Annotated in this window: 13 protein-coding genes; 9 read left to right on the forward strand and 4 right to left on the reverse strand. The window is 44.7% G+C overall.

Translation table 11 applies throughout. From position 1 onward, the window contains the following. Window positions 1-12 precede the first annotated feature (12 nt). Window positions 13-747, reverse strand: a complete 735-nt coding sequence (rpsB, locus tag M4S28_RS13605) for a 30S ribosomal protein S2 (protein WP_004734351.1) — start codon at window positions 745-747, stop codon at window positions 13-15. Between the two features lie 458 nt (window positions 748-1,205). On the opposite strand from rpsB, the gene map reads away from it, so the two are divergent. The 3 genes from map (at window position 1,206) to M4S28_RS13620 (ending at window position 5,446) form a co-directional block, all read left to right on the forward strand. Next, the gene (gene map, locus M4S28_RS13610) at window positions 1,206-2,084 is read left to right on the forward strand and encodes a type I methionyl aminopeptidase (RefSeq protein ID WP_004734352.1); all 879 of its coding nucleotides are present in this window, start codon (window positions 1,206-1,208) and stop codon (window positions 2,082-2,084) included. Between the two features lie 138 nt (window positions 2,085-2,222). After that, on the forward strand, window positions 2,223-4,844 hold the full coding sequence (gene glnD / locus M4S28_RS13615; protein WP_004734353.1) for a bifunctional uridylyltransferase/uridylyl-removing protein GlnD: 2,622 nt from the start codon (window positions 2,223-2,225) through the stop codon (window positions 4,842-4,844). A gap of 218 nt (window positions 4,845-5,062) precedes the next feature. Then, window positions 5,063-5,446, forward strand: a complete 384-nt coding sequence (locus tag M4S28_RS13620; protein WP_004734354.1) for a DUF3461 family protein — start codon at window positions 5,063-5,065, stop codon at window positions 5,444-5,446. A 143-nt stretch (window positions 5,447-5,589) separates the two neighbouring features. Here M4S28_RS13620 and truC read toward each other — a convergent pair whose 3' ends face one another. Beyond that, the gene (gene truC, locus M4S28_RS13625) at window positions 5,590-6,339 is read right to left on the reverse strand and encodes a tRNA pseudouridine(65) synthase TruC (protein WP_065605781.1); all 750 of its coding nucleotides are present in this window, start codon (window positions 6,337-6,339) and stop codon (window positions 5,590-5,592) included. Beyond that, the gene (locus M4S28_RS13630; RefSeq protein WP_065605779.1) at window positions 6,339-6,653 is read right to left on the reverse strand and encodes a YqcC family protein; all 315 of its coding nucleotides are present in this window, start codon (window positions 6,651-6,653) and stop codon (window positions 6,339-6,341) included. Before M4S28_RS13630 ends, truC begins: the two co-directional genes overlap by 1 nt. 87 nt (window positions 6,654-6,740) lie before the next feature. Here M4S28_RS13630 and M4S28_RS13635 point away from each other — a divergent pair, with 87 nt between their 5' ends. Beyond that, the gene (locus M4S28_RS13635) at window positions 6,741-7,781 is read left to right on the forward strand and encodes a DUF3549 family protein (RefSeq protein ID WP_249631960.1); all 1,041 of its coding nucleotides are present in this window, start codon (window positions 6,741-6,743) and stop codon (window positions 7,779-7,781) included. A 147-nt stretch (window positions 7,782-7,928) separates the two neighbouring features. Continuing rightward, window positions 7,929-8,237, forward strand: a complete 309-nt coding sequence (locus M4S28_RS13640; protein WP_004734358.1) for a DUF3301 domain-containing protein — start codon at window positions 7,929-7,931, stop codon at window positions 8,235-8,237. On the opposite strand, the gene M4S28_RS13645 is transcribed toward M4S28_RS13640, so the two are convergent. After that, window positions 8,203-8,721, reverse strand: a complete 519-nt coding sequence (locus M4S28_RS13645) for a GNAT family N-acetyltransferase (protein ID WP_102573235.1) — start codon at window positions 8,719-8,721, stop codon at window positions 8,203-8,205. The two genes, M4S28_RS13640 and M4S28_RS13645, sit on opposite strands and share 35 nt — an antisense overlap. Before the next feature lie 770 nt (window positions 8,722-9,491). Here M4S28_RS13645 and M4S28_RS13650 point away from each other — a divergent pair. From M4S28_RS13650 to M4S28_RS13665, 4 genes are all read left to right on the forward strand, one after another. After that, complete coding sequence (locus M4S28_RS13650; RefSeq protein ID WP_016800689.1) at window positions 9,492-9,776, forward strand: hypothetical protein; 285 nt, start codon at window positions 9,492-9,494, stop codon at window positions 9,774-9,776. An 89-nt stretch (window positions 9,777-9,865) separates the two neighbouring features. Continuing rightward, window positions 9,866-10,309, forward strand: coding sequence for a YaiI/YqxD family protein (locus M4S28_RS13655; RefSeq protein WP_004734361.1), 444 nt, complete (start codon window positions 9,866-9,868; stop codon window positions 10,307-10,309). Between the two features lie 118 nt (window positions 10,310-10,427). After that, complete coding sequence (locus M4S28_RS13660; protein WP_249631961.1) at window positions 10,428-11,183, forward strand: MipA/OmpV family protein; 756 nt, start codon at window positions 10,428-10,430, stop codon at window positions 11,181-11,183. Between the two features lie 188 nt (window positions 11,184-11,371). Beyond that, the gene (locus tag M4S28_RS13665) at window positions 11,372-12,535 is read left to right on the forward strand and encodes a BamA/TamA family outer membrane protein (protein WP_249631962.1); all 1,164 of its coding nucleotides are present in this window, start codon (window positions 11,372-11,374) and stop codon (window positions 12,533-12,535) included. Window positions 12,536-12,540: the final 5 nt, after the last annotated feature.

Raw genomic sequence — 12,540 nt, forward strand, 5'->3', positions numbered from 1 at the left:
TCAGAGCCGCTATTATTCAGCTTCTACGAAACCGTCTTTTTCAGCAGCAGCAGCGATAACAACGTCTTTGTTACGGCCTTCTTTAACCGCGTCAGCAGCAGCGTTAAGGTAAAGCTGTACTGCACGGATTGCATCGTCATTACCAGGAATGATGAAGTCAATGCCGTCTGGGTTAGAGTTAGTATCAACTACAGCGTAAACTGGGATACCTAGGTTGTTAGCTTCTTTAACTGCGATGTGTTCGTGATCAGCATCGATTACGAATAGAGCGTCAGGTAGGCCGCCCATGTTCTTGATACCACCAAGAGATTTCTCTAGCTTCTCCATTTCGCGAGTACGCATTAGAGCTTCTTTCTTAGTAAGCTTGTCGAAAGTACCGTCTTGAGCTTGCGCTTCAAGTTCTTTCAGACGCTTGATAGACTGACGAACAGTTTTGTAGTTCGTTAGCATACCGCCTAACCAGCGGTTGTTAACGTAGAACTGGTTGCTGTTGATAGCAGCTTCTTTAACAGCTTCAGATGCAGCACGCTTAGTACCAACAAAAAGAACTTTACCTTTCTTCTCGCCAACTTTAGCAATTTCAGCTAGAGCTTCGTTGAACATTGGTACAGTTTTTTCTAAGTTGATGATATGAACTTTGCTACGAGCACCAAAAATGAATGGCTTCATTTTTGGGTTCCAGTAACGAGTTTGGTGACCGAAGTGAACACCAGCTTTAAGCATATCGCGCATTGATACAGTTGCCATTTTAAAATCCTCTATGGGGTTAGGCCTCCACACTCCCCATGAATCCGACCCCTAACAACTAACCACTTTTCAGCCGTTATCTGTGTTGTTGAGGCACCCCGGAACATGTGTCGGAATGTGTGTGATTTAAAGAAATAAGTTAATGGACACAAAGCTTGTTTCGCCAAATGGAGAAAACAGTCCTGATGTCCGGCGCGCTTTATACCATATTTTGTCTATCTATGGCTAGAAAAAAATCTAAAAATGGCGACTGCTATACTGATCTTTGACACTGTATTTCTCTTATAAAGAGTATCAATAACACAAGAGACAAACCGTCTAAATTTGAACACTATTCAATCATGCTTAGTAATGTCCACCAGCATTATATGGGTATCAGAATGTTGCGCTAAAATACTGCACTGCTAGAATAGCCCCAATATGCACACTTAGGTGCTACCAAATTTAAGAGATATGCAATGGCTGTAAAAATTAAAACTGCTGAAGAAATTGAAAAAATGCGCGTTGCCGGCAAGCTGGCTTCAGAAATTCTAGAGATGATTGAACCTCACATCCAAGTGGGTACAACGACAGAAGAGCTTAACCAAATCTGTCATGAGTACGCTCTAGAAAGAGGCGCATACTCAGCACCACTTGATTACCACGGTTTCCCTAAGTCAATCTGTACGTCTATCAACCACATCGTGTGTCACGGTATTCCAGCATCACAAGATGAGACGGGTAGCACAGGTCAATTCAAACCTGCAGTACTAAAAGATGGCGACATTCTAAACGTTGATATCACTGTGATTGTTCCTGATGACGAAAATGCTGATCTAAGTGTTCGTCCACAAGGCTACCACGGTGACACATCTAAGATGTTCCTTGTGGGTGAAGTTTCTCCAGCAAACAAACGTCTGTGTATGGTTGCTCAAGAAGCACTTTACGAAGGCATGCGTCAGGTTAAACCAGGTGTTCAACTTGGCCAAATCGGTACTGCTATTGAGAAGTACATCAAAACAAACAACAAGAACAACCCACGCGCTAAATTCTCTATTGTAAAAGATTACTGTGGCCACGGTATTGGTTCTGAGTTCCACGAAGATCCACAAGTCGTTCACTACAAAAACAGTGACCGTACCGTACTGAAAGCAGGCATGTGTTTCACAATCGAGCCAATGATCAATGCGGGTAAGTTTGGCTGTCGTCTAGATGACGAAGATAGCTGGACAGTGTACACAGCCGACAGCAAGAACTCTGCTCAGTGGGAACACACTCTGGTTGTAACGGATACTGGTTGTGAGGTACTAACACTACGCAGCGACGATACGATCCCACGTATCATGAAGAACGCTTAGTTCAACAAGCTGAATACCTCAGACTTTTAAAAATATCCTCGCATGTCGAGGATATTTTTTTATCCGCTCAATTTCGATTTTCCATCAGCTTCTGTTAAATTGTTTACTATTCTCATTTGCTTGCACGGATAGCAGACTATGCCTTATCAATGTCCCCTTACGTTCAATGAAGAACAAATTGAAATCTGCGAAATAAAAAATCAGCTCGAAATCTTCACGCAGTATCAAAAAAATGAATTTCTGAACCATCATCCAGTCACCGATTTGGTGCTGCTTCGTTCCGAATACATGGATTTGCTTCTCAATCGTTTATGGGAGCACTTTGGATTCAACAAACTGCCTCATATTTCACTTGTTGCGGTGGGAGGCTATGGCCGTGGTGAACTACACCCTTTGTCCGATATTGATATCCTCATTGTCTCGCAAAAAACACTGCCACCCGCACTGGGTGAAAAAGTCAGTCAATTCATTACCCTACTCTGGGACTTGAAACTCGAAGTCGGCCACGCGGTGCGTACCATTGCAGAGTGTCTTGAGATCGGCACCGATGATTTAACCGTTGCCACTAACCTGCAAGAATCGCGCTTACTGTGTGGCAGTGAAGACACCTTCCAAGAGCTGAAGCTAAAGATTCATTCCGATTCATTTTGGCCAAGTGAGACGTTTTACAAAGCTAAGATTCAAGAACAGAGAGAGCGTCATGCTCGCTACCACGACACCACCTACAATCTAGAACCGGACATCAAATCAACACCCGGTGGATTAAGAGACATCCACACCCTGAGTTGGGTAGCACGTCGCCATTTTGGTGCCACATCTCTACTTGAGATGAGCAAATACGGATTCCTAACCGATGCTGAATATCGCGAACTAGTCGAATGCCAAGATTTCTTATGGCGCGTTCGCTTTGCATTACATATCGAACTGCGCCGGTACGACAACCGCCTCACGTTTGCCCATCAAGCTCAAGTAGCGGAACACCTGGGTTACAGTGGAGAAGGTAACCGTGGCGTCGAGATGATGATGAAAGAGTTCTATCGAACACTTCGTCGTGTAGCAGAGCTCAACAAAATGCTCCTTAAACTGTTTGACCAAGCGATCATCAACGGTGGTCAAACGCAAGAAGCGGAAATTCTCGACAACGACTTCCAACGTCGAGGCTCACTGATCGAAGCCCGTAAGCCTGCCCTATTCCAAGCTCGTCCGGAAACGATTCTCGATATGTTTATCCATATCGCGAATGACTCTTCCATCGAAGGGGTCAGCCCACCAACCTTGAGACAGTTACGTACCGCACGTCGCCGATTGAACCGCTTCTTGCACACCATTCCTGAAGCGCGTGACAAGTTCATGGATTTGGTTCGCCACCCAAATGCACTGCACAAAGCCTTTAGCTTGATGCACAAATTGGGCGTACTTTCGGCCTATTTGCCACAATGGAGCCAAATTGTCGGCCAAATGCAGTTTGATCTGTTTCACGTATACACCGTGGATGAACACAGTATTCGCCTACTCAAACACATCAACCGTTTTGGCCAAATCGAGAACCACGATAAGCACCCTATCTGTTGTGAAGTGTATCCACGAGTTCAAAAGAAAGAGCTGTTGATTCTGGCGGCAATCTTCCACGACATCGGTAAAGGCCGCGGCGGAGACCACTCAGAAATTGGCGCTGTTGAAGCTTACTCTTTCTGTATTGAACACGGCTTGTCTAAACCCGAAGCCAAACAAGTCGCGTGGTTGGTGCAAAATCACCTATTAATGTCAGTAACGGCTCAACGTCGTGACATCTACGACCCTGATGTGATCACCGAGTTCGCTAAGAAAGTTCGCGATGAAGAGTCATTAGAACTGCTGGTGTGCCTAACGGTCGCGGATATATGTGCAACCAACCCCGAACTATGGAACAGCTGGAAACGCACCCTACTCGCAGAGCTGTTCCATTCTACGCAGCGTGCACTGCGCCGCGGCTTAGAAAACCCTGTCGATGTCAGAGACCGTATCCGTCATAACCAACAAATGGCATCTGCACTGCTGCGTAAAGAAGGCTTCACGGCTCGTGAGATTGAGGTGTTGTGGCAGCGCTTCAAAGCTGACTATTTCTTGCGTCATACACACACTCAAATCGCATGGCATTGTGAACACTTACTTCGCTTAGAAGACCCGAGTCAACCTTTAGTGCTTATCAGCCAAAAAGCGACACGTGGCGGCACAGAGGTATTCGTTTACTGTAAAGACCAAGCGGCACTTTTTGCAACCGTGGTTGCCGAGCTCGACAGACGCAACTTTAACGTTCACGACGCACAAGTCATGGTCAGTAAAGATGGCCACGTATTGGATACCTTTATCGTACTGGATCAGCACGGCGAAGCGATTGATGAGGCAAGACACAAAGCCGTCGCTAAGCATCTGACTCATGTTCTGGCTGATGGCCGCCCGACTAAGATTAAGACTCGTCGTACGCCACGTAACTTGCAGCATTTCAAGGTAAAAACCTTGGTTGAGTTCCTACCAACCAAAAGCAAGAAACGCACCTTGATGGAACTAAGAGCACTGGACACCCCAGGATTATTGGCTCAAGTCGGTGCAACCTTTGCAGAGTTAGACATCAATTTGCACGGTGCGAAAATCACCACCATAGGTGAGCGAGCTGAAGATTTGTTTATTCTGACCAGTGACGCGGGAGGAAGACTGTCTGAAGAACAGGAGCAAGCGCTAAGAGAAAGGTTAACTGAGCATGTTTCAGAACTCGCACCTTAGAAAACTAATTTAGTGCTAGAAGTCAGTTATAACAAGGAAACAAGTTTAGCTCTAAGAACAGCTTTAATAGCCAAATAAGTGTGGGCAAAGATAGAGAGCGATCTTGCCCACAACTTACAATCAATTCACAGATATCAACTATCTAGCTCGTCGTTAGGCTGCTACATTGATCAAGTCAATTACATAAAAGTATTACATTCATAACCTAGAGGTCGCTTATGTATCCAAACCTCACTGGCTTAGGTATCCACGAACCTAAACAGATTGAACGTTACTCCCTTCGCCAAGAAGCTCATAAAGATATCCTGAAGATTTACTTTCGTAAGCAGAAAGGTGAACTGTTCGCGAAAAGCGTTAAGTTTAAGTACCCACGACAAGTAAAAAGTGTGCTTGTTAGCGGCGGCAATAATCAATACAAAGAAGTGACAGAGATTAACCGCAACCTCACTCTTGTGATTGATGAACTCAACAAGATCACCAAACCGACGCCAACCGCTGAGGTCGATGTGAAGCAGAAGATCCTTACCGACTTACGCCACTTAGAGAAGGTTGTATCAAGTAAGATCGCTGAGATCGAAGCGGATCTAGAAAAGCTAAAATGATCTCGCGATAAACGACGATCTATGACCGGCTAACAACTAAATATTAGTTACCCGTTCAAGTTACACAGACATTAAAAAGGGCTGATATCACTATCAGCCCTTTATTTTTATTCTATTTTCTATGTTTACTAGACGCCTGATCTTTACTTAGACGACCGTGCTTCAGCATTCACCAAGCTGGTATCCCACTCAAAGGTTTCAAACAACCTTAACCACGTTTCATCTAGGCTGGCCTTCATTACTAATTCTTTCTTTGTAAAAGGATGAATGAAACGCAACTCAGAAGCGTGCAACAACAAACGGTGCGAATCTAAATCATCGCGGAACAGTCGGTTGTGCTTACCATCACCATGTGAAGTATCACCAACGATTGGATGTCTTAGATGAGCCATGTGACGACGCAGCTGATGTTTACGTCCTGTCTTAGGCATCATCTCAACTAAGCAATAACGACTGGTAGGAAAACGGCCTGTTGAATACGGCACTTCGACTTTCGCTAACGGCTCGTAAACGGTGACAGCTTCTTGTGGTTCTTTATCTTCTTTTGCAAACTTGTCTGCGATCTTATCCAATTCGACCTTGAGTGCGTAGTCGAGCGTATCACCTTCTTCTATCCAACCACGAACAATCGCATGATAGGTTTTTTGCATCTCATGGTTAGCGAACATCGGCATCACCTGTGAAGCAACCTCGCTTGACAACGCAAACACCAACACACCAGATGTCGGTCTGTCTAAGCGATGCAATGGAAATACATGCTGACCAATTTGATCTCGCAGTGTCTGCATAACAAATTGAGTCTCGTGTTTATCGAGCCATGAGCGGTGTACTAGCATGCCGGCTGGCTTATTCACCGCGACAAAGTACTCATCATGATAAATGATCTCTAACATTACGCACATACCTCATCAATACTCTGAATCGTCACTAGCAGTTCAGCTTTTTCTGCCTCATTTTTCCATACTTCACCAAAATAAGGATGAATCGCAAAGCCTCTCGGTAGGCTCATTTGTGCATCCATCATTGCGTTGATCTTTACGATAAAGATCCACTGCAACCACTCTTCTGGCTGTAGCGAGTCAATCGCAAAAGGCTCAACGCTCGCCAGAGCTTCATCCGAAGGTGAAACATCGCTCCATAGGGAACATTGGCGCATTTGTTGTTCTAATTGTTGAAGTAAAAGAGGTAACTTTGTGGCTGTTGTCATTTTTCACCAAGTTATTTATCTAGTGACCTTGAAATTGGGGCATAGAGTACCATCTATTTAGGAAAGAAAGTTAGGAGCTTTATTACTATGGAAACCATTCACACGCTCACTCAGTTGCTAAAGAATAGCGGTTGCCAATACGACATATACGACCTAGGTCGTCGTATCCAGAAGATCGACAACACCCTATTCTCTGATGTTGAGCAGGGGAAACAGCCATACCCGTTTCCACTTCAGAAACAAGCTCACTTAGCCATTAGCTACTGGAACGAGCACAAACAGCCATGGATTTGGTTTCTAAAATTCAAGCTAGACGAAAGAGGCCTACTGCATCAAGGCGATGTAGGTAATTTTCTTAAGTTTGTTATCGAAGCAATGGGCACGCGTTTGAACGGTGATATCAGCGAAGAGCAACAACAAAAGCTGTCAAACAACCCTTATACCTTCAAACCTTCTGAAGACAAAATGGCCGTATTCCATAGCCAAGTAAGAGCAGGTTTAGACCTTGCCACGAGCCAATATTACGAGCACGCTCAGCATTACTTCACTGGCGAGCTAGGCTGGGATAACTGGAAAACGGTTGGACTACAAGGCATCACCGATATGTGTGCGCGTTTAGGCAGCCAACAAAACGGTGTCTCTATTCGCAAAGCCATCAATAAGCTGCCATCAGAACCGCTATACGCGACGCTAGGTGCGCTTGAGCATACACAAATCAATGACAAACTCGCGCAACGCTTACAAGAGCTTGCAGAGAATGAGATCGCTAGTAAAGAGCCTGATTTGTTCTTACTTTCAGCCTTGGTTCGTGCCCTTTCCGGTGCAGAACAAGGGATCGCGAATAACATCATTAACCAAGTTCTGGCTAGCCCACGCTTGAGCCACCAAGAAGTGTTGATTGGTTTAGCGGGTCGCAGCTGGCAAGCGCTACAAGACCCCGCGATAGCTGAGCAATTCTTGCTACGTCTCGCACAAACGGGCAATCAAAACTTGTTCAATCAGTTATTTGCAGATTTAGTGATGATTCCGACACTAAGAATGGTATTTTTACCCTTGTTGAATTCGAACCCATCACCTGAGCTCGCCAACGCATTGATTGAGTTACAACAAGCGGCTAAGTCTCAATAGTAGGGTAAATCAATACCGGATTAACTGAAGCACATGCTGGCTCAAGTAACGGACCAGTTCAATAGCTCGTAAAAACAAGCCCAATAGCTCGTAAGAGCATGCTCAAAACACGATTGGAATAGAGAGATAAAAGGAAGTATGGATTAAATGATAGATAACTTATTGGCTATTTTGATGCTGTGCTTCTTTTGCTTTTTCTTTTGGCAGCAGCGCAGGCAATCAGAGCTTGCGAAAACTGCCATTGCGAGAAAATGTAAAGAGCTCGACTTGCAGCTACTAAGCGTTGCCTTCAGTGGTCATAAATTTAAGATGCGCCATGAGCTAACCACCATTTGGCGCTGGCACACTGTGTACCAATTTGAGTTTTCAGCATTGGGTGATGATCTGTACCAAGGAAAACTGACTATGGTCGGCTTCCGCTCTATGCGGTTTGAGCTACAGCCTCATAGAATGTAACGTCGCAAAACTCGGTATAACTATATTCATGATAAGGGCCAAACTGATCTTGTTTGGTCTCTTTAAATGCAAAGCCTAACTTTTCGAGTAACTTAATCGATGGGTTATGACCGACATTAACGGTCGCAACCACATTCGTTAAGTGCTCTTCAAAACACACCAAACTGAAGAAAGGTTTTAGCACTTCGCTAGCAAGGCCTTGATTCCAAAACTCCTTGTCTAGAATAAATCCCAGTTCATGCTTCCCTTCCTCAGACGAAACAAACAAATGTCCAAGGTATTCACGGGTTTGGTTATGGATAATGGCACGACAAAACCCAACGTTGTCGTTCAATATTTCTTGAAATAGGTGTTTTGCAGAGGCAATCGAATGCGGTCCGTTCATTTCAGCACGATTAATGGGGCAGCAATTCAACTTGATAAAGTCGTGTTGTAGCTGTTCGGTATAAGGTACCAACAGCGTTCTTGAGGTTGCTATCGTCATAAAACACTCCTTGTGTTGACCATTAGCAGAAAAGCAGATGTTGCGCTCTTAGATGAAAAAGCTCTCGATTAAAAAGAGCCTCCTAGATAGAGAAAAGCCTCAGGAAAAGAAAAGCCCCGACACCGAAGTGTCAGGGCTAGGGTCTTACTCGCAGCAGTCCGGCTACTAATAAATGCTCCATGCATCATCCATAATAGTGGCTGTAATCCTTCAGCTCTTTCCTTTACTTCGCCGTCCTAGCGGTGTCCAATCATCCTGAAAGCTAACAATCCTAGTTAGCGCACATCACTTGTTCCGTGAGCGGTGTCCTTTACATCGTCCTGATGCTAATCCAACCCTTTAAGTCCTAAAGGTGTCCATTGTCATTCCGTTGCAGCTAACTTCCTGTTAACTGGCTGTATCCCTACAATGTCCTTACGCTCCATGCTTAACTACTCAATCCTAAGTAACCAAATCTTCATCCTGAAGATAACCAAATCCTTGGTGCTTTCCTGTTCCGTGTCAGAATCCTTCCGACAAGGTTTAATTTACGCGATTTAGGATTTTGGACAATAGATTTGCATCACACTTTCAATTCAATAAAGTTGTTAATTATATAAAACAAATAAAATTCAACACCTTAGTCATATGCACTTAAATCTCTCTAGTGATGTATTCGTGTTATCTCACAGCCTTTGTAAGAGATCTCTCACAAGCTATGGGCGATTTTATGATTCGCTATCATTCACTGGAGCGAGTAAAATGACCAAAGACTAAAAATGGAGGTCAACATGCTGACAAAAGATGTGTCTGAAGAGTTGAAATCAGTGCTTGAAGGACTACAAGCACAAGGGAAAGAGCCGACAGTTGCTTTAGTTAAAGCTCGTATGAGCACATCCGTTCCGATGCCAGCTTTAATCATGACTATCAAAAGCTGGAAAAGCGCCAATCGCGTCCCTAAAGTTGAAGTAGCGACACAAGAAGAGCCGACACTTGATCGTGTTAGCCAACTGGAAAAGCAAATCCTTGAACTTACCGCTCGCGTTGCCACGCTTGAAGCCAAATTAACTGAGTAATAAGTTAACGGAGCAATAAGTTAACTGGCCAATAAGGCAACTGAGCAATAAGTTGACCGATAAATAAGCTAACAGAGAAATAGAACACTATGAAGATATGGGTTGATGCGGACGCTTGTCCAAAGGTTATCCGTGAAACAATCGTACGCGCAGCTGAACGCACAGGGGTCGAATGTACCTTTGTCGCGAACCATTTAGTTCCCGTTCCCAAGCGTAATAACATTCACTCAATTCAAGTTCCAAGCGGATTTGATATTGCAGATGATGAAATCGTAAAACGCACTGAACCCGGCGATCTCGTGATTACCTCTGACATCCCTCTGGCTGATGAAGTGATCACCAAAGGTGCGCTTGCTTTAAGCTCTCGCGGCGAGCTTTACACCAAAGAGACCATTAAAGCGCGTCTCAACATTCGTGACTTTATGGATACTATGCGTTCAAGCGGCATCCAAACTGGCGGACCAAGCACCCTTTCTCAAACCGACCGTCGTGAGTTCGCAAACCACCTCGATCGCCTGTTAGCTAAACGCTAGCCACAGCCTTTCTAATGACGACAACTTTAGAAGTCGTCATTTAGTCACTATAGCCCAGATGAAATTTTAATCGACATACTCCGTTCTTAATATTTATTACAATAACGGAGTATTGCTTATGATTCGTCGAATCGCCCTCTCACTATCCATTGTTTTTGGCAGCATCCCACTTTCTTTTGCTGATGAAGACTTTGCCGATGAACACTTTGCTGATCAAGAGTTCGGAATCATCGGAGGCAGTATCACCTATGGTGAAAGTGTTTTCTCCACTAAAAGTGCCCCTCAATTTGGCGCGACACCAAACCTATTCTACTCAGGTCCAAAAGGTTTCATCGATGGCAGCCTAGCCAATTGGCAACTGCTACCTTATGTGGGGTTATCTGGAAACTGGCGCTTTGCAGAGGTGTCAGACACTTTTGTAGACCTACCTAACGGCATTCAAGACAGAGATGGTAATGGAGAACTGGGGATAACTTTAGGAACGGTAGGGGCACGCCTCACCTACTTACACGATGTGACTTCAGAACATGACGGCTACGAAGTTCAGCTTCACTTAGGCAGAACATTAGAAACCTGGACGCAACCATTCACTATTACGCCTTACCTAGAAGTCGATTATCGTGACAAGAAACTGTCCAATCACCTTTATGGGATTTCCAACTCCGAATCTTCAGCTTCAGGACTAAACCAGTTTGATGCGGGGTCGACGTTTGTTTATCAAGCAGGGTTAATCGGGCTTTATGAGTTCACGCCAACCTGGATTGGTATCGCACGCGCAGACTTGATTCATCACGACAGCGACAGCGCGTTGATACAACGAGATTTAGGCTGGTCATTTGAATTTGGCGTTACCTATCGTTTCGCCGGATTATGAGTTTACTCGTCCAAATAAACGAGCCAACCTATTTTACATGTACCATTTTGAAATCGGTCAAGATGGTGCTCCAAGCCTTATCCCAACAACGATATACACTTAACACATATCAGATATTGAAACGGATCATTACCTCCTCGTAGCACAGACATAGATACTCCCTCTTTTAGTGAACACATGAGTACACCATGCTACGTAAAACAACGACTATTTTTGGCTCGTTGCAATGGATCTGCTCCCTGCTCCTTGGATTCTCTTCTACTTCTTTAGCACAAGAAGATACCGTTACCCACTCAACACCAGACAACAAAGATAACGGATTATTTTCACTGCTTGGGGGCCCAGCTTACATGCCAGAAACTGGCTTTATGCTTGCCATCGGTGGATTGTACTCATTTAACACGACACCTGAACAACCGAGTAAAACTCAACGGTCTTCCATCACATTAGTGGGTATCGCCAATGAGATGGATAGCGGCGTAGGTTTTGGGGTTCGCTCTAAACAAAAAATATTCTCTCCACAGAATAAACTGCGCTACTTCGGCCAACTATCGATGGGCAAACAAAGCTTGTACTATTTCGGTACTGGTTATCAGTCCGGGGCCAATAACGGTAAAGATGAAGAGAACTTGGTCGACTATGACTTCGTCACCTACAACGCTGATCTCGGAATGCACTTGGGTAACAACATTTACCTAGGGCCAATACTTCGCCTGCAGTACAAAAAGGCGATTGAAGAATCTATTTCATCAAACGTCGCTCAAGATACCGATTTTATCTACGGTCAAGATAACCCCTTCACGCTCGGGGTAGGTGTAGCCTTACAATGGGATACCCGCGACATCGCAGTAAATGCACGTCAAGGCCAGTTTCTGAGCCTTGAATACGCGAGCTACCAAGACAACTTTGGCAGTGATTCCAATTTTGAAAAAGCTGAAGCCGATTATCGTCTGTACTGGACACCAATTAAAGGCTCCACTTTGGCTTTTCTCAATACTGCAAACTTCAGCGAAGGCGACGTTCCCTATTACGAACTGCCAACCTTTGGTGGCCAAGATTCCATGCGTGGCATCTATTACGGACGCTACCGTGATATGCACAGCGTCGAGCACACTATGGAGTATCGCCAGTCATTTATGAGCAATGGTGATTACACCAAACACGGTTTTACGATGTGGGCCGGTCTCGCAACAACGGCTGAAAACACCAATGACCTGTATCAGGATAAGATTTACAGCTATGGCGTTGGCTATCGTTATGAACTCCAACCTCGTATGAACGTTCGTGTCGACCTCGGCTTTGGCTCCAATGATGCACAAGGCCTTTACCTGTCGATCAACGAGGCGTTTTAAGAGGT

The sequence above is a fragment of the Vibrio sp. J383 genome (genome assembly GCF_023503985.1).
GTDB lineage: Bacteria > Pseudomonadota > Gammaproteobacteria > Enterobacterales > Vibrionaceae > Vibrio > Vibrio splendidus.